Origin of the sequence: Blastococcus sp. URHD0036, assembly GCF_000701365.1 — a bacterium.
Taxonomy (GTDB): domain Bacteria; phylum Actinomycetota; class Actinomycetes; order Mycobacteriales; family Geodermatophilaceae; genus Trujillonella.
The window spans coordinates 245,705-265,905 of the sequence record NZ_JNIK01000015.1 but is presented as its reverse complement, the minus strand read 5'-3'; the positions used below and the strand labels follow the sequence as shown (position 1 = coordinate 265,905).

Here is a 20,201-nt window from a genome sequence, read left to right as displayed (position 1 = left end):
GCGCGCGAAGTGCTCTCTGGGCTGTCGGTGGCTTGGGGCAGGGTGGGGGCATGGAGCCGCGCCTGGACCTGCTGACCGTCGCCGTCCCCGACCTGGACGCCGCCCGCCGCTTCTACGTCGACGGCCTGGGGTGGACCCCGGCGCTCGACGTGCCCGGCGAGGTGGTCTTCCTCCAGGTCAACCGCGGGCTCCTGCTGGCGCTGTTCGGCGCGGCCGACCTCGCCGCCGACATGGGGGTGCCGGTCGAGGACGTCGTCCCCGGTGGGGGCTTCACCCTGGCGCACAACGTCGGCAGCGCCGACGAGGTGCGGCAGATCGTGGCCGCCGCCGAGGCCGCCGGTGCCCGGGTGGTCAAGCCCCCGCAGCAGGCGGCCTTCGGCGGCTTCCACGCCTACGTCGTGGACCCGTCCGGCATCCGCTGGGAGGTCGCGCACAACCCGGGCCTGCGGGTGGACGACGACGGCACGGTGCACATCGGCGTGATCGAGGGCTGACGTGGCCGTCGACGGGGAGACGCTGGACCGGGTGCGGCGGGTGCTGGCCGGCCGCCCCGACGTCGAGGAGAAGCGGATGGTGGGCGGCCGGTCGTTCGGCGTCGGCGGCCGGCTCGCGTGCGGGGTGAGCGCCGGTGGGCTGGTGGTGCGGGTGGGCCGGGGCGGTGCCGCGGCGGCCCTGGCCGAGCCGCACGTCTCGCCGCTGCGGATGGGCGGACGGACGGCGGACGGCTTCGTCGTCGTCGCGCCGGCGGGGTGCGCCGACGATGCGGCGCTGCTCCGCTGGATCGACGTCGGCTTCGCGGCCGCCGGCCGGGTCTGACCGCTCAGGCCACCGGCAGCAGGGGCCGCATCCGCGTGGTGGCGTCGCCGTCGAACAGCCGGTCGTGGGCGGTCAGCGCGAACCGGTCGGTCATCCCGGAGACGTGGTCGACCACCTGGGTGGTGAGGTCCGCGCCGGCATCGCGGTACGTGGCCGGGATGAGCTCCGGATGGGCCAGGTGGTGGTCGACCAGCCGGCGGATGACGTCGACTGCCAGCTGCTTCTGCCCGGCCGCGGTCTCGGACGAGTAGACCCGTTCGAACATGAACGCCCGCAGCTCCTGCATGGCCTCCAGCGGCTCCGGGGCCATCACCACGCGGCCGCCGTCGGCCAGCGAGCCGGTCACCACCGCGTCGATCATCGCGCCGACCATCGCGCTGCCCGGCTCCCCGAAGACCGCCCGCGCCCGGGCCGGCAGGTCGCCGGGGCGCAGCACCCCGGCGCGGACGGCGTCCAGCGCGTCGTGGGAGAGGTAGCCGATCCGGTCGGCGTAGCGCACGCACTCGGCCTCGCGGCTGGCCGGCGGGGGCGAGATCTTCCAGCTGTGCGCGCGGATGCCGTCCCGGACCTCCCACGTGAGGTTGAGGTCCTCGAGCACCTCGACGATGCGCACGCCCTGGGCGGCGTGGTGCCAGCCGCCCGGGACGTAGGGCTCGAGCGCGTCCTCGCCGATGTGCCCGAACGGCGAGTGGCCGAGGTCGTGGCCCAGGGCGATCGCCTCGGCGAGGGTCTCGTTGAGCCCCAGCGCCCGGGCCAGTGCCCGGGCCACCTGGTCGACCTGCAGCGTGTGCGTGAGCCGGGTGACGAAGTGGTCGCCGTCGGGGTTCAGGAAGACCTGCGTCTTGTGCTTGAGCCGGCGGAAGGCCTTGGCGTGCAGGATCCGGTCGCGGTCGCGCTCGAAGGCGGTGCGCAGGTCGTCCTCGGGCTCCGGGCGCGCCCGGCCGCGGGTGGCGGCCGCCCGGCTCGCCGCCGGCGCCAGCTCCTCCTCCGCCCGCTCCCGGGCGGCGCGGTCGGTGAGCCGGAAGCCGGTCATCAGCAGTCCTGCAGCGCGATCCCGAGCAGCGCGTCCACCGCGTCGCCCACGATGGCGGGAGCCCCGTCGTCCAGCGACGGGTCCTCGCCGCCGGCCAGGGTCCGGGCCGCCCACTCGTCGACGACGGCGATGGCGCCGGGGCTGTCGAGGTCGTCGGAGAGCCGCTCGCGCAGCCCGGTCAGCACCGGTGCGGCCGGGGCCCCGGCCGGCAGCGCCACCGCCCGCCGCCAGGTGGCCAGCCGCTCCTCGGCGTCGGTGAGCAGCTGCGGCGTCCAGGCGCGGTCGGTGCGGTAGTGGCCCGACAACAGCGCCAGCCGGATCGCCATCGGGTCGACGCCCTCGCCGCGCAGCTTGGACACGAAGACCAGGTTGCCCCGGCTCTTGCTCATCTTCTCGCCGTCCAGGCCGATCATCGCCGCGTGCACGTAGGCCCGGGCGAACGGCTTGGTCGCGGTGAGCGCCTCGGCGTGCACGGCGGAGTACTCGTGGTGCGGGAACACCAGGTCGCTGCCGCCGCCCTGGACGTCGAAGCCCATGCCGATGGTGTCCAGCGCGATGGTGGCGCACTCGATGTGCCAGCCCGGGCGGCCCCCGGTGCCCCGCGGGCCCTCCCAGGACGGCTCGCCGGGCCGCGGCCCGCGCCACAGCAGGGGGTCGAGCCGGTTGCGCTTGCCCGCGCGGTCCGGGTCACCGCCGCGCTCGGCGAAGAACCGCAGCATGGTGGCCTCGTCGTAGCGGGACTCCCCGCCGAAGCCAGGCGCCTGGGCGACGTCGTGGTAGACGTCGCCGGTGCCGTCGTCCAGCACGTAGGCCAGGCCCTCGTCGAGCAGGTCCTCGATGTGCGCGACGATCCGCGGGATCGACTCCACCGCGCCCACGTAGTCGTCCGGCGGGAGCACCCGCAGGGCCGTCATGTCCTCGCGGAACAGCGCCGTCTCCCGCATGGCCAGGACGACCCAGTCCTCGCCGTCGCGGTCGGCGCGCTCCAGCAGCGGGTCGTCGATGTCGGTGACGTTCTGCACGTAGTGGACGGCGTGCCCGGCGTCCCGCCAGGCCCGGTTGACCAGGTCGAAGGCCAGGTAGGTGGCCGCGTGCCCCAGGTGCGTCGCGTCGTAGGGGGTGATCCCGCAGACGTACATGCGGGCCACCCGGTCGGGGCCGGTGGCCACGACCTCGCCGCGCGCCGTGTCGTGCAGCTTCAACGCGGGGCCGGTGCCCGGCAGGGTCGGCAGGAGGGGGGCGGGCCAGGAGAGCACGGTCCGAGCGTAGAGGCGTGGCCCGACGCTCCTGCCGGGTCGTCCCCCGATCAGCCCCCGCCGGCCAGCAGCGCGGCGAGCCGGTCGAGCGCCATGCGCCAGCCCAGCTCGTTCTGCTCGGGCGGGATCCCGGCCGGCACGCCCTCGTGGACGGCGGTCAGCTCGGTGCCGCCCTCGGCGTCGCACAGCGTCACCGTCATGGTCATCTCGCCGCGCAGGTCGGGGTCGTCGGTCTCGAACTCGTCCACCTCGACCACCAGCTCGCCCGGCACCACGCGGGTGAACCGGGCCCGGTAGGTGTCGCTGTGCGCCGTCGTCTTGCCGCGCGCGTCGGGGGCGTCGTAGGTCAGCGTGACCCGGAAGGCGCCGTCGCCGAGCTCCTCGACGGTGCTGCGCATCCCCTCCGGGAACCGCCAGCGGGCGATGAGGGCGGGTTCGGTGAGCGCGCGGGAGACGGCGTCGCGGGGCGCGGGCAGGACCCGGCTGACGCGGGTCGTGCTCACGGCCAGCTCACCGCGTGCCGCTCGAACTCCTCACCGGTCTGGATGCCGACGACGCAGAACACCAGCCCCGCCGGGTCGGTCATCTGCCAGAACCCGCCCTCCTCGACGAACCGCAGCCGGCGGGCGCCGAGGGTCTCCAGCCGGGCCACCTCGGCCTCGACGTCGTCGCTCTCGATGTCGACATGCCAGCGCGGCGGCGTCCCCTCCCCCGTGCGCTGCACCTCGACGTGCCACCCGTCGGCGAAGGAGCCCAGCGAGGCCCAGTCGGCGTCCGTGGGGTCGGGCGTGGCGGAGCGCCCGGTCGCGCCGGCCCAGAACGCCGTCCCCTCCGCGTGCTGGTCGGGCGGCAGGTCCAGCAGCAGGATCGACAGGCGCGAGCGGTGCGGCATGTGCCCACTGTCGCCCTACCGGGCTCCAACCGCCGCCAGGAGCCGTCCCCGACGTGCATGGAGCCGGATGCCCATGTCCCCGTCGGGGACCCTCCGGGCCCCGCGACGGGTCCACTCCGAGTCGTGTGCCGTCCCCGACCTGACGGCCGGTCCTCCTAGAACGGAGGCCAGGGCAGGGCGGGCCACTCGCCGCTGGGCTCGGGGTGCAGCTGGGTGCGCAGCAGCTCGGCGACGCGCTGCTGGGTGGCGCGGACCTCGCGGCGGGTCAGGTGCTCGTGCAGCTGCTCCCCGAGATCGCCGCGCAGCTCGTCGGCCAGCCGCCCGAGGACCTCGAGGGCCGCCACGGGCAGCGGCTTGCCGGCCCACCGCCACAGCAGCGTGCGCAGCTTGGGGTCGGGCGAGAAGCAGATGCCGTGGTCGACGCCGTACACGTGGCCCTCGACGGTCGGGATGATGTGCCCGCCCTTGCGGTCGGCGTTGTTCACCACCGCGTCGAACACCGCCATGCGCCGCAGGCCGGGGTGGTCGGTGCGGACGAAGGCGGCCAGGTCGACCGACTCGTCGCCGTCGATCCACAGCTGGACCATCCCCGGGCCGAACGGCCCCTCGCGCAGCACCGTCGGGGGGACGACGTCCCAGCCGGTGGCCTCCGACACCAGCGCGGCCGAGACCTCGCGCCCGGCGAGGGTGCCGTCGGGGAAGTCCCAGAGCGGCCGCTCCCCCGCCACCGGCTTGTAAACGCACTCCGCGGTCAGGACGCCGGAGCGGATGGTGCCGAAGAGGGTGACGTTGGAGGCGTCGAGCATCCGGCCCTCGACGTCGATCTCGCCCTCGACCAGCAGCCTCCGCGCCTCCTCGGCGCCGTCGGGGGCGCGCAGGTCGGCGTCGGCGGCGGGCTGCTCGCTCATCGCACCGGCCGGTTCAGCGCCGGTAGCCGTTCTGCCTCGGGCACACGTGGCCGGTCGGGTCGAGCGGGAGCGAGCACAGCGGGCAGGCCGGCCGCCCGGCGGAGATGACCCGGCGGGCGCGGGCCACGAAGGCGCGGGCGGTGGCCGGGCCGATCGTCACGCGCAACGCGTCGGGCCCCTCGTCGCTGTCGGAGAGGATCACGTCCTCCTCCACCGGCTCCTCGCCAGCAGCGACGGCCTCGACGACGACGGCCTGCTCCTGGGCGTCCCAGGCCAGGCCCATCGCGGCGACGCGGAACTCCTCGTCGACCGGGGCGGTGAGCGGGTCGAGGTCGTCGACGTCGGCGTCCGGCGGGACGACCGCGCCCGGCCGGGCGGCCACCTCGTCGAGGAGCTCGGCCATGCGGTCGGCGAGGACCTGCACCTGGCTCTTCTCCAGCGCGACGCTGACCACGCGGCCGGCGTCGTCGGAGGCCTGGAGGTAGAAGGTCCGGTCGCCCGGCTGGCCCACCGTCCCCGCGACGAAGCGGGAGGGGCGCTCGAAGAGATGGACCTGGCGCGGCACGCTGTCAGGTTACGCGGGCGGCGGGCCGGACCGCCGCCGGTCGCAGGTCAGACGGTCGCGCCGGCGCCGCCGCCGACCACCGCGTCGGAGTCGGCCGTGCGGCGCCGGCGCCCCTTCTTGGGCGGCGGGGGGACCAGCGCGCCGACGTCGCCGCCGGAGTCGTTGACCCGGAGGACGAACGGGCGGGTCTCGGTGTAGCTCACGACCGAGATCGACGCGGGGTCGACGACGATCCGCTGGAACTGGTCCAGGTGCAGGCCGAGGGCGTCGGCCAGGACGGCCTTGATCACGTCACCGTGGGAGCAGGCCAGCCAGACGGCGTCCGGACCCAGGCGGGCGTTCCACTCCCGGACGGCGGCGACGGCGCGGGCCTGGGTCTGGGCCAGCCCCTCCCCCTCGGGCCCGGGGAAGACCGCGGCCGAGGGATGGGCCTGGACGACCTTCCACAGCGGTTCCTTGACCAGCTCCTTGATCGGCCGGTTGGTCCAGTCGCCGTAGCGGGCCTCACCGAGCCGGTCGTCGGTCTGCAGCTCCAGCTGCCGGCCGGCGAGGACGGCGCCGGCCGTGGCCTGGCAGCGCTCGAGCGGGCTGCTGACCACTGCGGTGAGCGGCACCGGCGCCAGCCGCTGCGCGACCGCGGCGACCTGAGCCTGGCCGGTCTCGTCGAGCTGGACGCCCGGGGTCCAGCCGGCGAGGACGCCCCCGGTGTTGGCCGTCGTCCGGCCGTGCCGCAGCAGGATGACGGTGGTCACGGGGCCGAGCCTAGGCGGCGGCCCGCCTCCGCCGTCCTCCCTCGCCGCAGCGCGTCCTCCCCCACGGCCGATCGCGAGGGTGGACGCGCGACGATCAGGTCACCTGATCCCGCCGGGTCAGGGGCTGACGTCGGCGGGCAGCGGGTCGAGGACGCCCGCGCCCACCAGTGCCAGCAGCGCCAGGCCGAGGACGACGCGGTAGACGACGAACGGCGTGAAGCTGCCGCGGTCGAGGTAGCGCAGCAGCCAGGCGATGACGACGAAGCCGACGCCGAAGGCGATGACCGTGGCCAGCAGCGTCGGGCCCCACGAGATCGGTGCACCCTCGGTGTCGCCGGTCAGCGCCTCGTAGGTCTGGAACGCCCCCGAGCCGAGCACGGCCGGGATCGCCAGCAGGAACGAGTAGCGGGCCGCGGCTGACCGGGAGAAGCCGAGGAAGAGCCCCGCGGTGATCGTGCCCCCGGAGCGGGACACCCCCGGCACGAGCGCCATCGCCTGGGCGAGGCCGAAGACGACGCCGGAGCGGACGGTGAGGTCGCTGAGCTCCCGCTGCTTGCTGCCCACGCGGTCGGCCCAGAAGAGGATCAGCGAGAACACGACCAGGGAGATGGCCACGATGCGCAGGTCGCGCAGCGTCGTCTCGATGTCGTCCTGGAACAGCAGGCCGAGGACGACGATCGGGATGCTGCCGACGATGATCAGCCAGCCCATCCGGGCGTCGGGGTCGCCCCGCAGCCGACGCCGGAACAGCGACAGCACCCACTTGTGCACGATCCGCCCGATGTCCTTGCGGAAGTACAGGAGGACCGCGAGCTCGGTGCCGATCTGGATGATCGCGGTGAACGCCGCGCCCGGGTCCTCCCAGCCGAAGATCTCCCCGACCACGCGCAGGTGGGCGCTGGAGGAGACGGGGATGAACTCCGTCAGCCCTTGGACCAGACCCAGGACGACGGCCTCGAACCAGCCCACGCCGCTCAGCCCCCCACTCTCGGAGTCGCCGGGAAGCGGTTCGGGTGGTCGAGGGACTCCACAGGCACGGGGGCACACCCTAGGCGGCGGACCCGGCGGTCCCAGGCTGCCCGCGCGGCGCGCCGTCCCCAACAGGCCCGCGTGCCCCCGCTTCCGGACCGGGCCGCCGGTAGGTTGGCACCTCGTGGAACAACGGGCTCTCGGGCGCAGCGGCCTGGTCGTCTCCCGGCTGGCGCTCGGCACCATGTCGTGGGGCCGGGACACCGACGAGGACGAGGCCGCGATGCAGCTCACGGCCTTCGTCGACGCCGGCGGCACCCTGGTCGACACCGCCGACGTCTACTGCGACGGCGAGAGCGAGCGGATGCTGGGCCGGCTGCTGTCCGACGTCGTCCCGCGGTCGGAGGTCCTGGTCGCCACCAAGGCCGCGGGCCGGACCGGACCGGGCCCCATGGGTCGCGGCGCTTCGCGGGGGCACCTGCTGACGGCGCTGGACGCCTCGCTGGAGCGGCTGGGCCTGGACCACGTCGACCTGTGGCAGCTGCACGCCTGGGACGACCACACGCCCATCGAGGAGACCCTCGCCGCCTGCGACCTCGCCGTCACCTCCGGACGCACCCGCTACGTGGGGGTGAGCAACTTCAGCGGCTGGCAGACCGCGCAGGCCGCGACCTGGCAGCGGGCGTGGCCGGGCCGGGTGCCACTGGTGAGCACCCAGGTCGAGTACTCGCTGCTGCAGCGCGGCGTCGAGCGCGAGGTGGTCCCGGCCGCGGAGGCGCTCGGGCTGGGCGTGCTGGCCTGGTCGCCCCTGGGCCGGGGCCTGCTCACCGGCAAGTACCGGCACAGCACGCCGACGGAGTCCCGCGGCGCCTCCCCGCAGTGGCAGGGCTTCATCGACGGGCTGCGCTCGGAGACCTCCGACCGGATCGTCGAGGCGGTCATCACCGCCGCCGAGGGCCTCGGGACGACGCCGCTGGCCGTGGCCCTGGCCTGGGTCCGTGACCGGCCCGGCGTGGTCGCGCCCGTGGTGGGGGCCCGCACCGCCGCCCAGCTGCAGGTGTCGCTGGACGCCGAGGGCGTGCGTCTCCCGGCGGCGATCCGCACCGCGCTCGAGGACGTCTCCGCGCCGCACTTCGCCTATCCCGAGCGCCGATGACCGCCCCCGCCGCCGACCGCGTCTTCACCGCCTTCTGCGCCGCCGGCCTCTGGCCCGGGCTGGGCAAGCGGACCGCCGCCGAGCTCCCCGCCGCCGGGATCACCGGCCCCGACGACGTCACCGCCGCCCGCCTGCTCAAGCTGCCCAAGGTCGGCAAGCAGCGCGCCGAGCGGCTGTTCTCCAGCTTCCTGTCCGCGGCGCCGACCTACGAGGTCGTGACGCTGCTGGTCACGGCGGGGCTGGACGCGAAGCTCGCGGCCGGCACCGCCGACGCGCTCGGGCCCGATCCCGCCCGCCGGCTGCGCGACGACCCGTGGGCGCTGCTCGGGCTGACCGGTGTGGGGCTGGCCGACGCCGACCGGCTCGCCATCGCCCTGCTGCCCGGTGCCGACCGGCAGGACACCCGCCGCGGACGGGCGATCGTCGCGCTGACGCTGCGGACGGCGACCCGGGACGGGCACACCGTGCTGCCGGTCGACCTCGTCGTCGCCGCACTCCGGGCCGAGGGCGTCGCCGATCCCGTCGCGGCGATCACCGCCGCGGTCGACTCCGGGGACGTGCTGGACCACGAGCCCCCGGAACCGGAGTTCGATCCGGACTCCGACGAGGAGCCCCCGGAGCCGGACCCGGCGCTGAGGATGCTGTCGCTGGCCCGCTACGGCATGGCCGAGGAGGCCGTCGCCGAGAACATCGCCCGGCTGATGGCCACGGCCGAGCGGATCGCCGACCCCGCCGCGGTGCGCTCGGTCGCGAAGGGGCTGGACGAGGCGCAGAAGCAGGCGGTGGCGGCCGTGCTCGGCGCCGGCGTCTCGCTGCTGACCGGCGGCCCCGGCACCGGCAAGAGCCGCACCGTGGCCGCCGTCGTCACGCTGCTGATGGCCAAGGGCAGCGAGGTGGCCCTGGCCGCGCCGACCGGCCGCGCGGCGAAGCGGCTGGAGGAGCTCACCGACCACCCCGCGGTGACCGTGCACCGACTGCTCGGCGCGCAGGGCATGACCGGCGGCTTCTCCCGCAACGAGGAGTGGCCACTGGACGCCGACGTCGTCGTGGTCGACGAGGCCTCGATGCTCGACGTCGAGCTGACCGCCGCCCTGCTGGAGGCCTGCCCCGACGGCACCCACCTGGTCCTCGTCGGCGACCCGGCGCAGCTGCCCTCGATCGGCCCGGGTCACGTGCTCGGCGACCTGATCGACTCCCACGCCGTCCCGGTGACGGAGCTGACCACGCTGTACCGCCAGGCCGAGGGCGGCGCGATCGCCCGGCTGGCCAACGCGGTGCGCGGCGGCGAGCTGCCGCCGGTGGACTCCCCCGACCGCGAGGTCGTCGTCGTCCCGGCGACCGGTAGCGCGGAGGCCGCCCGCCGGGTGGTGCAGCTGGTCACCGACTCGATCCCGCGCGCGCTGGGCATCGACCCGTCCACGGTGCAGGTCGTCACGCCGGTGCACCGCGGGCCGGCCGGCACGATCGAGCTGAACAAGGCCCTCAAGGCGGAGCTGAACCCCGGCGACGGGACGGTGTGGGGCTTCGACGTCGGCGACCGCGTGGTCGCGACCGCCAACCACCTGGACCTGGAGCCGATCGGCTTCGCCAACGGCGAGACCGGCGTGGTCACCGGCACCGGCGACGGCTCGCTCGACGTCGCCTTCGCCTCCGGGCCGGTGACGGTGCCGACCAACGCACTGGGAGACCTCCGGCACGGCTGGGCGATCACGGTGCACCGGGCGCAGGGCTCGGAGTGGCCCGGCGTCGTCGTCTGCCTGCCGCCGGAGGCGGGCGGGATGCTGTCGCGGCCGCTGGTCTACACCGCGCTGACCCGCGCGCAGTCCCACCTGTCGATCGTGCACGCGTCGGGTGCCGCCCTGGCCCGGGCCGTCCGCGAGGTCGACGTCCGCCCCCGGCGGACGCGGCTGGCGACGCTTCTGGCCGAGGCGCTGGCCGACTGATGGCACCGCAGCTGCACACCGAGAGCTGGGGCGACGGCGGCCGCCGGGCGCTGCTGGTCCACGGCGTGACGTCGTCGGCGGCGACGATGTGGGAGGTCGGCGAGGGCCTGGCCGCCGCCGGCTGGACGGCGGTGGCGGTCGACCTGCCCGGCCACGGCGGCAGCGGCCCGGCGGACTCGTACCGCTTCGCCGACGTCGCCGCCACGGTCGCCGCGCAGCTGGGCGGCGGGTGGGACGTCGTGGTCGCGCACTCCCTGGGCGGCGCGATCGCGACGCTGCTCCTGGCCGGGGACCCGGCGTTCGCGTCCCGGGCGCTGCTGGTCGACCCGGCGCTGCGGGTGACCGACGACGTCGCCGCCGGCCTCGCCCCGGAGCTCCGGCGCGACCAGGCCGGGCAGACCGAGGCGCTGGTCGCCGCGGCGAACCCGCACTGGCATCCCCGCACGGTCGCCGAGCGGGTCCGGTCCACCCGGAGCACCGACGTCGCCGCCGTCGCGGCGTACGCGGGCCAGAACCGCCCGTGGGACGTCCTCGACGCGGCCCGGCGAGTGCGCGTCCCGGTGCACGTCCTGGTGCCGACCGCCGGCCCGGTGGTCAGCGCGGATCAGGTGGCGGAGCTGTCGGCCACGACCGGTCCGCGGTGGACGTTCGAGACCGTGCCGGACACGACGCACTCGCTGCACCGCGACCGGCCCGCGCTCGTCGTCGACCGGGCGCTGGGCGACTGAGGAGCAATTGGCGCGCGAAATGCTCCTCAGGGCACGGAGTGCAGCAGCCGTTGCGTGGCGGCGTGCAGTTGCCCGGGGCAGGTGAGCGGCCGGGGGAACGCCAGGCGGACGTCGGTGGAGCCGCGCGGCCGCTCGATCCGCAGCTGATAGCCGAACCGGTCCAGGGCCAGCGGGCGGACGACGTCGTCCTCGCCCACGAGACCCGCCGGCAGCAGCCCGGCCAGGGTGGCGAGCACCTCCGGGTGGCAGCGGTCGACGTGGGTGAGCATGCGGGTCTCGACCGCGAGCAGCGGGTCCGGGCCGGCGCCGGCGTAGTCGCCCGGACCGATCTCGGTGCACCGCTCCCCCTCGCGCAGCACGACCTCGGCGAGGTCCAGCCGCAGCAGCCGGGTGGTCCGCCCGACGTCCAGCAGGTCGCCGACCGGTCGCACGGCCGCGAATGCCAGCGCCGCCGTCCGTGCGTCCCGCTCGGGCACCGGGGTGAGCCAGCCCGACAGCCACACCCGGGCGCGGACCGGGTCGCGCAGCGGCACCGGCGCCCGGTCGCTGACCATCAGCAGCGCGCTCGGGTCGCGGTCGGGGCTGCCCTCGACCGTGGCGGCCACCTCCCCGTCGGTGGGGACCAGCACGAGCACCTGGCCCTCGGCGGTCGTGGCGTGCGCCAGCGGGCGGGCGGGCTCGCGGCCGGCGACGCAGAGCGCGGCGGCGGACCGGGCGGCCACCGTGCGGGCGCGTTCGGCGGGCGGAGCGGCGAGTACCGCTCCGGCCGCGCCGGGCGACGGGGCGGAGTCGTGCGGAGCGGTCATGCTGGACCTCCGGGCGATCGAGTTAGGGAAGCCTAACCAAATCGACGCCCGGAGGGGAAGCCGTCAGACGTTCCGCTCGATCGCCCGGTCCAGGTTGCGGCGCAGCAGCCGGGGCAGCGCGACCAGGTTGAACAGCAGCCCCACCGACAGCACGACGACCAGCCAGAACCCCGCGCCGGCACCGCCGTCGTTCACCGCGAGGAGGACGGCGAACACCACGGCCACGGCCCCGAGCAGGGTGAGTCCCAGCTCGATCGCCTTGCGCGTGGGGTGCCGGCGCTCCTGCTCCGCCGTCGCGTCCAGCGACGTCCGCGCCCACTCGACGACCGCGGGCCGGACGCGGTCCTCCTCGGCCCGGCGGCCCCGCGCCATGGCGCGCTGGACGGCGAGCGTGTCACCGGCCTCGAGCCCGTGCCGCTCCAGCAGCCCGGCCGGGGCGTCGGTGCCGACGGATGCCCAGAAGCGCCGGCCGCCGACGAAGAAGGCCGCCAGCGGGGCGAGCAAGGCAACGGCGAGCGAAACGACGATCAGAAAGGCCACGAGCGGCAGCATGCCCGGTCCGGCGCCTGGCACGGGCCCGCATCACCTGGACGCGCGACGACGTGGCGCACCCCACGCCGGCTCCGGCCCGGTGGTGTGCAGCCAGGGCGTGTTCTGCACGGAGAGCACGCCGCCGCCGCGACTCACCGCCCGCCGGCCGTGCGCAGGTCAGCCGCGGAGGTCGTCCTCGTCGACGGGGACGTCGGCCTGCTGCTCGAGGACGTCGGCGTCGCTGGCCTCGCGGTCGCCGACCGCCACGGGGCGTCCGGCCTCGCCGGGCCGCGTGGCGAGCTGCTGCTCGAGCGCGTCGCCCTCGGGCACGTCGTCGCCCACCGGGGTCGCCTCACCGGCGGTGGCCGGGGCGGAGACCTCGACCGGGGCGTCCTGCTCGGCGCGGTCGGCGTCCGTCGCGCCGGAGGTTCCGGGTTCGCTCACGTCGTCCTCCTCGCTGGGGTGGGCTCCCGGCCCATCCTGCCGCCGCACGGCACGACCGGCAGGGCGGGGAACGGGGTCGGTGTCCAGCGGGTGACGGGGCGGGGAACGGCGTGCACAATCGGGCGGATGGAGGCCGCCGGGGACTACGAGTTCGCGCCGCTGCGGATCCCACCGGGCACGTCCCGGTCCGCGGCGGCGACCATGCTGAGCCTGCAGGCCGACACCGGCGGGTGGGAGCTCGCCCGGCTGCAGCTGCACGCCGACGGCACGCGCAAGGTCATCCTGCGCCGCCGCTCCCGGCTGTCCTACCTCCCCGGGCCGCACGTCTAGCACCCCCCCCGCTGGCAGAGGCCGGCGGTGGCGTGTCAGGGTCACGGTGGGCGACACGCCGCCCGGACCCCGGCCCGGGAGGACCCGTGAACCAGCACCTCGACGACCGCCTCAAGTTCCTGAAGGCGTTCTTCGCCAACCCCCGCCAGGTCGGCGCGATCCTGCCGACCTCCCGCTGGGCCGTCCGCGACATGCTCGACCTCGGTGACGTGCCGAACGCGAAGCTGGTCGTGGAGCTGGGCGCCGGCACCGGCGTGCAGACCGGTGAGCTCCTCGCCCGGCTCGGCCCGGAGGCGGAACTGGTGGCGGTGGAGATCGACCCGGCGCTGGCCGGCCTCCTCGCCGGCCGCTACCGCGACCCGCGGTTGCACGTGGTCTGCGACTCGGCGGAGAACCTCTCCGAGCACCTGGACGGGCGGCAGGCCGACATCGTCGTGTCGGCGCTGCCCTACACCTCGTTCGCGCCGGCCCTGCGCCAGCGGATCCTCGACGTGCTGCCGCAGATCGTGGCCCCGGACGGCGCGATCCTGGTGATCCAGTACTCGCCGCTCATCCTCAAGGAGTTGCGCCGCCGGTTCGCCCGCGTCAGCACCCGGATCTCGCCGTGGAACGTGCCCCCGGCCGTGCTGTTCGCCTGCCGCGGGCCCCGCGAGGACTGACTAGCGCATGTCCGGGGGGCGGAGCGCCTCCGGGACGACGGCGGGCTCCCCCGCCGCGGTGCGCGCCGCCGGCACGCCCTTGAACTTGTAGTTGACGACGCCGACGCCGGGCTGGACGACGTAGGCGGCGCCGGGCTCGCCGTCGGTCCAGGCCGCGACCATCGCGTCGGCGACCTCCTGAGCGGTGAGCACCGGGAAGCCGGCGGCGGTGAACTCGTGCCGGATGCGGTCGATGATCGCGGTGTCGGCGAACCCGGGGCAGATCGCCGAGATCGTCGTCCCCTCGCGGGACAGCCGCGGCGCCATCGAGCGGACGAACGCGATCGCGCCGCCCTTGGCCACGCTGTAGCCGGGGTCGGTGGCCATCGGTGAGAGGCCGGCCAGTGACGCCGTCACCACGATCGCTCCCCCACCGGCGCGCCGGATCGCCGGGCGGGCAGCCTGGACGCCGTAGACGACGCCGAACAGGTCGATCGTCACCACCCGCATGAACTCGTCGAGGTCGAGGGCGTCGTCGCTCTTGGCCGCGGAGATGCCGGCGTTGAGGTAGGCGGCGTCCAGGCGCCCGTGCTCGGCCTCGACCTGGGCGACCACGGCCTCGTTGGCGGCGAGGTCGGTGACGTCGAGGGCGACGAACGGGCAGCCGAGGTCGGCGGCGACCGACCGGTTCCGCTCGCTGTCGAGGTCGGCCAGGACGGCGGTCACCTCGCGCTCGCGCAGCGTGGTGGCGAGGGCCCGGCCGAAGCCGCCGGTCCCTCCGGTGATCAGGGCGACGGCGCCGGGCTCGAGAGTGCTCACCCCGGCATCACACCACCCGGTCAGGCCGAGCGCAGGAAACGGTCCAGCACCCGGATGCCGAACCGCAGGGACTCGACCGGCACGCGCTCGTCGATGCCGTGGAACAGCGCCGCGAAGTCCAGCTCCGGGGGCAGCCGCAGCGGGGAGAACCCGAAGCAGCGGATGCCCAGGCGCTCGAAGCTCTTGGCGTCGGTGCCGCCGCTCATCGTGAAGGGCACCGGGCGGGCGCCGGCGTCCTCGCTCTTCAGCGCGGCGACCATCGCGTCGACGACCGGGCCGTCGAAGGTCGTCTCCACGGCCTGGTCGTGGACGATCCACTCCTGCTGGATCCCCTCGCCGATCAGGCCCGCGAGCTGCCGCTCGAACTCGGCCTCCTGGCCGTGCAGGAAGCGGCCGTCCACGGTGGCGCTCGCCGTCCCGGGGATGACGTTGGTCTTGTAGCCGGCGTCGAGCATCGTGGGGTTGGCGGTGTTGCGCAGCGCCGCGCCGATCATGCGGCTGATCGACCCCAGGCGGGCGAGCGACTCCTCGGGCTCGTCCGGGTCGATCTCGACGCCGTAGGCCTCGCTGACCGCGTCAAGGAAGGCGCGCATCGGCGGGGTGAGGACGGTCGGCAGCCGGGTGGAGCCGATGCGGGCGACGGCCTCGCACAACCGGGTGACGGCGTTGTCGTCGTGCACGAAGGAGCCGTGACCGGGGCGGCCGGAGGCGGTGAGCCGCATCCAGGCCAGGCCCTTCTCCGCGGTCTGCACTAGGTAGAGGCGCAGGTCGTCGCGGACGGTGATGCTGAAGCCGCCGACCTCGCTGATGGCCTCGGTGCAGTCGGCGAACAGGTCGGGGTGGGTGTCGACGATCCAGCGGGCGCCGAGCGTGCCGCCGGCCTCCTCGTCGGCGAGGTAGGCCAGCACGATGTCGCGCTCGGGCCGAACGCCGGTGCGGGCCCAGTCGCGCACGAGCGCAAGGGTCATGGCGTCCATGTCCTTCATGTCGACCGCGCCGCGGCCCCAGATGTAGCCGTCCCGCTCCTCGCCGGAGAACGGGTGCACGCTCCACTCGGACGGATCGGCGGGGACGACGTCGAGGTGGCCGTGCACCAGCAGCGGCGGGCGGCTCGGGTCGGTCCCGGGGATCCGGGCGACGAGGCTGGCCCGGCCGCGCTCGGACTCGAAGATCTGCGAGCCGATGCCGACCTCGTCGAGCTTGCCGGCCACCCACTCCGCGGCGACCCGCTCGCCCTTGCCGGTGGCGGTGTCCCCGGTGTTGGTGGTGTCGATGCGGATCAGGTCGCTGAGCAGCTCGGCGACCTCGGCCTGGGCGCGGTCGAGCGGTTCGGCAGGCGCGTCGTCCATGCCGCGAGCCTAGGCGGGCGGCCGGCGCCTCAGGTGCTCACCCAGGTGAAGAACGCGCTGCCGCCCCAGACGCCCAGACCGGCCGCGACCAGGTAGTAGAGCCACCAGCGACCGGTGCCGCGCGGGGTCCCGGGTCCGGTCATCGGTCGATCTCCTCGCGCAGGGTGGCCGACTTGGCCCGCCGGAACTCGTCGTCGGTCAGGTCGCCGGAGGCGTGGAGGGCCGCGAGCCGCTCCAGCCGACCGGCGAGGGTGGCGGCGGCGTCGTCGGGGGCGTCGCCGCCGGGCAGGTCGTCCGGCTGGGTCGGTGCGGGCACCGCGACCCGCGGTGCAGGTGGGCGGGGCGGCGTCGCACGCCGGGAGAGTGTGGTGGCCACCGCGGTGAGCGCCTGCTTGCGCTGCCGGTCCGCCGCCTCCCGCTCCGTGCGCGCCGACTGCCGGAGCGCGAACCACCCGAGCAGCAGCGGCGCGGCCGCCATGAGGAAGAACAGCACCCCGCAGAACAGGTACCCGCCGCTGATCCCGGCCCCGGCCGGCGGGTCGATCCAGCCGTCCTCGAGGAAGTTCCAGCCGAGCGTGAAGAACAGCGCCGGCCAGGCCCAGAAGAGCGGGATCGGCGCCTCGAGCTTGGGCGCACCCCACAGCGTCGCGCCGACGCAGACGAAGCCGAGCAGCACCGTGGCCAGGATCGCCGGGCCGGTGCCGTCGGGGCACGGCTGCGCCGAGACGTACGGGCCGCCGTCGGCACAGGAGCCCCCCACCTCACCGACCGACCGCATGATCCGCGACAGGATCGTGATGGCGGCCGCGCCGGCCGCGACCCCCAGGCCGAGCAGCAGGACGTCCCGGATCCGTGCCACGGGCAGGAACGGCTTCGGATCGGTGTCGGGCAGGATCACGCGGCCTCCCGGCACCTCGGTGCAGCGGGGATCGGCCGCCGCCGTCGCGCAGGCTAGGGCCGACACCGCCCGGAGCGGAAGCTCCGGGGGTGCGTCGGAGCCGGACGGCGGTCTTGTAGTCTGTTCACGCACTCGTCCGGGTGGCGGAATGGCAGACGCGCTAGCTTGAGGTGCTAGTGCCCTTTATCGGGCGTGGGGGTTCAAGTCCCCCCTCGGACACCAGAGATCCACACCCCTGCGGTGTCGGGCGACGCCGTCCCCGAACGCGGTACCAGCCGCCGCCTCCACCAGCTCGAGCGACCACGTGGTGACGTGTGCGTGTGCAGGGCGTCGCCCCTGGGACTCCACGTCGGACGTCGGAGCCGCGCGACCCTCGTCACCAGCGAGCCGTCCTGCGCAGGGCGACGTCCTCGACCACGCATCGCCGATGCCGCGGACCGACACTGCACGGCTCGATGAGTCCGTGCAGCATCACGGCCTCCGAGCCCGCTGTTTCCCGTCTGGACCTCAGGGGCGGCGTGGCCGAGGGAGCGCCGGCACCGGCTCGGCCGACGGAGCCGGCTCGTCCAGAAGCGGCTGGACCTTCCGTTGCTGCCGGAGCTGGAGGACCTTGTCCACGGCGACGACGGCGGGGGCGACGAGGGACAGCGCCAGCACGACGACCCACTGGCCTCCGGTGAGCGAGGTGGTGTCGAGCAGCCGCTGGAGCATGCCGAGTTCCACAGCGGCCCACGTCAGGACCCACCCCAGGACGATCCACCCGAGGTAGGGGAAGACCGGCGAGGACCAGGGTGCCTGCCGCTCACGGCGCATCACCAAGCCGATGTTGACCGCGGACAGCGAGACGACGGCGAAGGCCATGGTCATGCTGGCCGAGGGCTGCGTGGTGCTCGGCTCGTCGGGGCCCCAGGCGAGGACCGCCAGCGCGGAGGCGGAGACCACCAGGCCGAAGAGGAACCAGCGGGCGACCCATGGCCCGGTGACGATCTTTGTGCCGGGCGCGCGCGGTGGCCGCTGCATCACCCCGGGGTCGGAGACGTCGGCGATGAATCCGATGACGACGGTGATGACCACGAAGAACTTGCAGAACAGCAGCTGGAGCGGGAACAGGGCGACGCCCTCGTTGATGTTCAGGATCGTGGCGTACACCATCAGCTGGAGCACCGAGGCCAGGATGGTGAGCTGCATCCTGATGTAGGTGGAGATCCGCCGGTAGATGTCGCGGCCCAGCTCGACGGCCCGCACCAGCGTGGCGAAGTTGTCGTCGGTGAGCACGATCTTCGCCGCCTGCTTGGACACCTCCGAACCGCTGCCCATGGCGACGCCGACGTCGGCCTGCTTGAGCGCGGCCGCGTCGTTGACCGCGTCGCCGGTCATGGCGACCACCTGGCCGTCCTGCTGCATGAGCTTGGCCAGCCGCAGCTTGTCCTCGGGCGCGACTCGTCCGAACACGTGCAGGCGTGGCAGCTGCCGCAGCACCTCGTCGTCGTCGAGGTGCTGGAGTTCGGTACCGGTGAGCACACCGGGCCCGAGGCCGAGTTCGTCGGCGATCGCGCGCGCCGTGACCGTGTGGTCACCGGTGATCATCCGCACGTCGATCCCGGCTCCGAGGGCGACGTGCACCGCGTCCTTCGCCTCGCTGCGCAGCGGGTCCACGATCCCGACGAGCGCGACGAGGACCAGGTCGGTGACCGCGGCCATCGGGTCGCCGTCCGCCGCGGCCATCGCCGCGTCGTCGAGATCACGGACGGCGAAGGCGAGCACGCGCAGCCCTCGCTCGGACAGCCGGCGGTTCGCGGCCAGGATCTCTTCCTGGACCGTGGCGACCGGGACGACCTCGCCGTGCCACAGCGCGGCCGCGCAGCGTCGCAGGACGACGTCCGGCGCCCCCTTCACGCAGACGAAGTGGTCGTCGGCGATGATCCCGCCGGCCAGCTCGTCGGGACGGTCGTGGAACGTGGCCATGAACTTGTACTCGGAGTCGAACGGCACCTCGGCCCGACGGGGAAGGGTCTGACGGGTCCGTTCGGCGTCCACGCCCATCTTCGCGGCGAGCACGACGAACGCCGCCTCGGTCGGGTCCCCGATGACCGTGCCGTCGTCGGCCACCGTCGCGTCGGTGCACAGGACCAGACCCAGCGCCAGGCGGTGGAAGTCGGGAGGCCTTCCCCCGGCCACGCCGAGGATGGCGCCGGACTTCTGATAGCCGGGGCCGTCGATCGTGTACCAGTCACCGCCGGCGAGCATCGTGGTCGCCGTCATCGCGTTCATCGTCAGGGTGCCGGTCTTGTCGGAGTTGATGACCGTGGTGCCGCCCAGGGTCTCCACGTCCGACAGCGACTTGACCACGGCCTTGGCCTCGGCCAGCCGGCGCGCTCCCGAGGACAGCATGGCCTGGACGAACGTGGGCAGGCCGGTGGGGATGGACGCAAGCGCGGTCGAGATGCACAGGAGCAGCAGCGTGGTGGTGTCCATCCCCCGCGCCAGACCGAAGACGCCGATGACGGCCACCGCGAGGAAGGCGAGCGCGCCGAACACCTTGGTCATGCCGTCCAGTTCGCGCTGGAGCGGCGACTTGGAGCGCTTCGTCGCGTTGACCATGCCGGCGATCTGCCCCATCTGGGTCGCGACGCCGGTGCCGGTCACCACGCACACCGCCGTCCCGCGGGTGACCTGGGTGCTCTGGAACACCAGGTTGGTCCGGTCGCCCAGGGCCACCTCGCCCTCGGGCAGGGGCGCGGCGTCCTTGGGCACCGGTGCGCTCTCACCGGTCAGCGCGGCCTCCTGCGCCTCGAGCGTCGCCGAGGAGATGATCCGCCCGTCGGCCGGGACCACGTCACCTGCCTCCAGCAGGACGATGTCGCCCGGCACCAGCTCGGTCGACTCGACCAGCTCGACCTGGCCGTTGCGGCGCACCCGGGCGTGCGGCACCTGCAGGTGGGCCAGCGCCTCGACGCTGGCGCGGGCCTTCAGCTCCTGGCTGGTGCCCATGACCACGTTGAAGAGCACCAGCCCGAGCACCACCAGCGCGGTGGCGATCTGCACGATGGCGAAGCTGGCCGCTACGACCAGCAGCAGCATGATGTTCATCGGGTTGACCAGCTGGCCCCAGGCGACCGCCCACAGGCTCGGCGGAGGCTCCTGGGGCAGCTCGTTGTGCCCGTACTGGCCCAGCCGCCGGTCGGCTTCCTCGGCGGTCAACCCCCGATCCGGGTCGACCTGCAGCCGTGCCGTGACGTCCAGCGCCGGAAGCGCATACGGGACGAGATCCTCAGCAGGATGTTGCGCGACGGTCATGTCGACTCCGGGTCTTCGCTGGTCACCCGCGACGCCGTGGGCGGCTCGCGGTCGAGTTGGACGTGGTGAGG

The 20,201-nt window shown here is 74.5% G+C and carries 22 protein-coding genes and 1 tRNA gene; 8 read left to right on the top strand and 15 right to left on the bottom strand.

Going from position 1 to position 20,201, the window contains the following annotated elements; all coding sequences use genetic code 11:
- Positions 1-50 precede the first annotated feature (50 nt).
- Both N555_RS0115545 and N555_RS26050 read left to right on the top strand, forming a co-directional pair.
- Positions 51-494 carry a VOC family protein gene (locus N555_RS0115545; protein ID WP_029432416.1) on the top strand — a complete coding sequence of 148 codons (444 nt, stop codon included), beginning with the start codon at positions 51-53 and terminating at the stop codon, positions 492-494.
- A 1-nt stretch (position 495) separates the two neighbouring features.
- The gene (locus N555_RS26050) at positions 496-816 is read left to right on the top strand and encodes a TfoX/Sxy family protein (RefSeq protein ID WP_034510775.1); all 321 of its coding nucleotides are present in this window, start codon (positions 496-498) and stop codon (positions 814-816) included.
- A 4-nt stretch (positions 817-820) separates the two neighbouring features.
- Here N555_RS26050 and N555_RS0115535 read toward each other — a convergent pair whose 3' ends face one another.
- From N555_RS0115535 to N555_RS0115500, 8 genes are all read right to left on the bottom strand, one after another.
- Positions 821-1,849, bottom strand: coding sequence for an HD domain-containing protein (locus N555_RS0115535; RefSeq protein ID WP_029432414.1), 1,029 nt, complete (start codon positions 1,847-1,849; stop codon positions 821-823).
- Positions 1,849-3,105 (bottom strand): cysteine--1-D-myo-inosityl 2-amino-2-deoxy-alpha-D-glucopyranoside ligase, encoded by a 1,257-nt coding sequence (gene mshC / locus N555_RS0115530; RefSeq protein ID WP_029432413.1) that lies wholly within the window; start codon positions 3,103-3,105, stop codon positions 1,849-1,851. Before mshC ends, N555_RS0115535 begins: the two co-directional genes overlap by 1 nt.
- A gap of 50 nt (positions 3,106-3,155) precedes the next feature.
- A complete protein-coding gene (locus N555_RS0115525) occupies positions 3,156-3,608 on the bottom strand; it encodes an SRPBCC domain-containing protein (protein ID WP_029432412.1) in 453 nt (150 codons plus the stop codon).
- Complete coding sequence (locus tag N555_RS0115520; RefSeq protein ID WP_029432411.1) at positions 3,605-3,997, bottom strand: VOC family protein; 393 nt, start codon at positions 3,995-3,997, stop codon at positions 3,605-3,607. The genes N555_RS0115525 and N555_RS0115520 overlap by 4 nt, the downstream gene beginning before the upstream one ends.
- Positions 3,998-4,152: 155 nt before the next feature.
- On the bottom strand, positions 4,153-4,905 hold the full coding sequence (locus N555_RS0115515; protein WP_029432410.1) for an SCO1664 family protein: 753 nt from the start codon (positions 4,903-4,905) through the stop codon (positions 4,153-4,155).
- 13 nt (positions 4,906-4,918) lie between these two features.
- Positions 4,919-5,470, bottom strand: coding sequence for a DUF3090 family protein (locus N555_RS0115510; RefSeq protein ID WP_029432409.1), 552 nt, complete (start codon positions 5,468-5,470; stop codon positions 4,919-4,921).
- 47 nt (positions 5,471-5,517) lie between these two features.
- Positions 5,518-6,222 carry a histidine phosphatase family protein gene (locus N555_RS0115505; protein WP_029432408.1) on the bottom strand — a complete coding sequence of 235 codons (705 nt, stop codon included), beginning with the start codon at positions 6,220-6,222 and terminating at the stop codon, positions 5,518-5,520.
- A gap of 117 nt (positions 6,223-6,339) precedes the next feature.
- Positions 6,340-7,191, bottom strand: coding sequence for an undecaprenyl-diphosphate phosphatase (locus N555_RS0115500; RefSeq protein ID WP_029432407.1), 852 nt, complete (start codon positions 7,189-7,191; stop codon positions 6,340-6,342).
- Positions 7,192-7,375: 184 nt separating this feature from the next.
- Here N555_RS0115500 and N555_RS0115495 point away from each other — a divergent pair, with 184 nt between their 5' ends.
- The 3 genes from N555_RS0115495 to N555_RS0115485 are packed head-to-tail and all read left to right on the top strand — an operon-like array spanning position 7,376 to position 11,018.
- The gene (locus tag N555_RS0115495) at positions 7,376-8,347 is read left to right on the top strand and encodes an aldo/keto reductase (RefSeq protein ID WP_029432406.1); all 972 of its coding nucleotides are present in this window, start codon (positions 7,376-7,378) and stop codon (positions 8,345-8,347) included.
- Entirely contained in the window at positions 8,344-10,290 is a 1,947-nt protein-coding gene (locus tag N555_RS0115490; protein ID WP_029432405.1) for an ATP-dependent DNA helicase, read from the top strand. The genes N555_RS0115495 and N555_RS0115490 overlap by 4 nt, the downstream gene beginning before the upstream one ends.
- Positions 10,290-11,018: an alpha/beta fold hydrolase gene (locus N555_RS0115485; protein ID WP_051684127.1), complete on the top strand. Its 729-nt coding sequence runs from the start codon at positions 10,290-10,292 to the stop codon at positions 11,016-11,018. Before N555_RS0115490 ends, N555_RS0115485 begins: the two co-directional genes overlap by 1 nt.
- A 26-nt stretch (positions 11,019-11,044) precedes the next feature.
- Here N555_RS0115485 and N555_RS0115480 read toward each other — a convergent pair whose 3' ends face one another.
- The 3 genes from N555_RS0115480 to N555_RS0115470 all read right to left on the bottom strand — a co-directional run bounded on the left by N555_RS0115480 (position 11,045) and on the right by N555_RS0115470 (position 12,799).
- Positions 11,045-11,824: a DUF2470 domain-containing protein gene (locus N555_RS0115480; RefSeq protein ID WP_029432403.1), complete on the bottom strand. Its 780-nt coding sequence runs from the start codon at positions 11,822-11,824 to the stop codon at positions 11,045-11,047.
- Between the two features lie 63 nt (positions 11,825-11,887).
- Positions 11,888-12,364: a hypothetical protein gene (locus N555_RS0115475; RefSeq protein WP_156036387.1), complete on the bottom strand. Its 477-nt coding sequence runs from the start codon at positions 12,362-12,364 to the stop codon at positions 11,888-11,890.
- Positions 12,365-12,532: 168 nt separating this feature from the next.
- Positions 12,533-12,799, bottom strand: coding sequence for a hypothetical protein (locus tag N555_RS0115470; RefSeq protein ID WP_029432401.1), 267 nt, complete (start codon positions 12,797-12,799; stop codon positions 12,533-12,535).
- Between the two features lie 126 nt (positions 12,800-12,925).
- On the opposite strand from N555_RS0115470, the gene N555_RS0115460 reads away from it, so the two are divergent.
- Both N555_RS0115460 and N555_RS0115455 read left to right on the top strand, forming a co-directional pair.
- Positions 12,926-13,129 carry a DUF5703 family protein gene (locus N555_RS0115460; protein WP_034510758.1) on the top strand — a complete coding sequence of 68 codons (204 nt, stop codon included), beginning with the start codon at positions 12,926-12,928 and terminating at the stop codon, positions 13,127-13,129.
- Between the two features lie 86 nt (positions 13,130-13,215).
- Entirely contained in the window at positions 13,216-13,788 is a 573-nt protein-coding gene (locus N555_RS0115455; protein WP_029432399.1) for a class I SAM-dependent methyltransferase, read from the top strand.
- Here the strand turns inward: N555_RS0115455 and N555_RS0115450 are convergent, their stop codons facing one another.
- The 3 genes from N555_RS0115450 to N555_RS0115435 form a co-directional block, all read right to left on the bottom strand.
- Positions 13,789-14,586 (bottom strand): SDR family oxidoreductase, encoded by a 798-nt coding sequence (locus N555_RS0115450; protein WP_034510755.1) that lies wholly within the window; start codon positions 14,584-14,586, stop codon positions 13,789-13,791.
- Positions 14,587-14,606: 20 nt separating this feature from the next.
- Positions 14,607-15,935 carry a M20/M25/M40 family metallo-hydrolase gene (locus tag N555_RS0115445; RefSeq protein WP_029432397.1) on the bottom strand — a complete coding sequence of 443 codons (1,329 nt, stop codon included), beginning with the start codon at positions 15,933-15,935 and terminating at the stop codon, positions 14,607-14,609.
- Between the two features lie 139 nt (positions 15,936-16,074).
- On the bottom strand, positions 16,075-16,833 hold the full coding sequence (locus N555_RS0115435; protein ID WP_029432396.1) for an SHOCT domain-containing protein: 759 nt from the start codon (positions 16,831-16,833) through the stop codon (positions 16,075-16,077).
- 134 nt (positions 16,834-16,967) lie between these two features.
- On the opposite strand from N555_RS0115435, the gene N555_RS0115430 reads away from it, so the two are divergent.
- Positions 16,968-17,055, top strand: a tRNA-Leu gene (locus N555_RS0115430).
- 285 nt (positions 17,056-17,340) lie between these two features.
- Here the strand turns inward: N555_RS0115430 and N555_RS0115425 are convergent.
- Positions 17,341-20,130, bottom strand: a complete 2,790-nt coding sequence (locus tag N555_RS0115425; protein ID WP_051684126.1) for a cation-translocating P-type ATPase — start codon at positions 20,128-20,130, stop codon at positions 17,341-17,343.
- Positions 20,131-20,201: the final 71 nt, after the last annotated feature.

What these genes read in the sequence shown, in the direction of transcription:
- N555_RS0115545 (WP_029432416.1), top strand. Translation starts at nt 51, where the DNA reads ATGGAGCCGCGCCTGGACCTGCTGACCGTCGCCGTCCCCGACCTGGAC.
- N555_RS0115535 (WP_029432414.1), bottom strand. Translation starts at nt 1,849, where the DNA reads ATGACCGGCTTCCGGCTCACCGACCGCGCCGCCCGGGAGCGGGCGGAG.
- N555_RS0115520 (WP_029432411.1), bottom strand. Translation starts at nt 3,997, where the DNA reads ATGCCGCACCGCTCGCGCCTGTCGATCCTGCTGCTGGACCTGCCGCCC.
- N555_RS0115515 (WP_029432410.1), bottom strand. Translation starts at nt 4,905, where the DNA reads ATGAGCGAGCAGCCCGCCGCCGACGCCGACCTGCGCGCCCCCGACGGC.
- N555_RS0115490 (WP_029432405.1), top strand. Translation starts at nt 8,344, where the DNA reads ATGACCGCCCCCGCCGCCGACCGCGTCTTCACCGCCTTCTGCGCCGCC.
- N555_RS0115485 (WP_051684127.1), top strand. Translation starts at nt 10,290, where the DNA reads ATGGCACCGCAGCTGCACACCGAGAGCTGGGGCGACGGCGGCCGCCGG.
- N555_RS0115480 (WP_029432403.1), bottom strand. Translation starts at nt 11,824, where the DNA reads ATGACCGCTCCGCACGACTCCGCCCCGTCGCCCGGCGCGGCCGGAGCG.
- N555_RS0115460 (WP_034510758.1), top strand. Translation starts at nt 12,926, where the DNA reads ATGGAGGCCGCCGGGGACTACGAGTTCGCGCCGCTGCGGATCCCACCG.
- N555_RS0115445 (WP_029432397.1), bottom strand. Translation starts at nt 15,935, where the DNA reads ATGGACGACGCGCCTGCCGAACCGCTCGACCGCGCCCAGGCCGAGGTC.
- N555_RS0115425 (WP_051684126.1), bottom strand. Translation starts at nt 20,130, where the DNA reads ATGACCGTCGCGCAACATCCTGCTGAGGATCTCGTCCCGTATGCGCTT.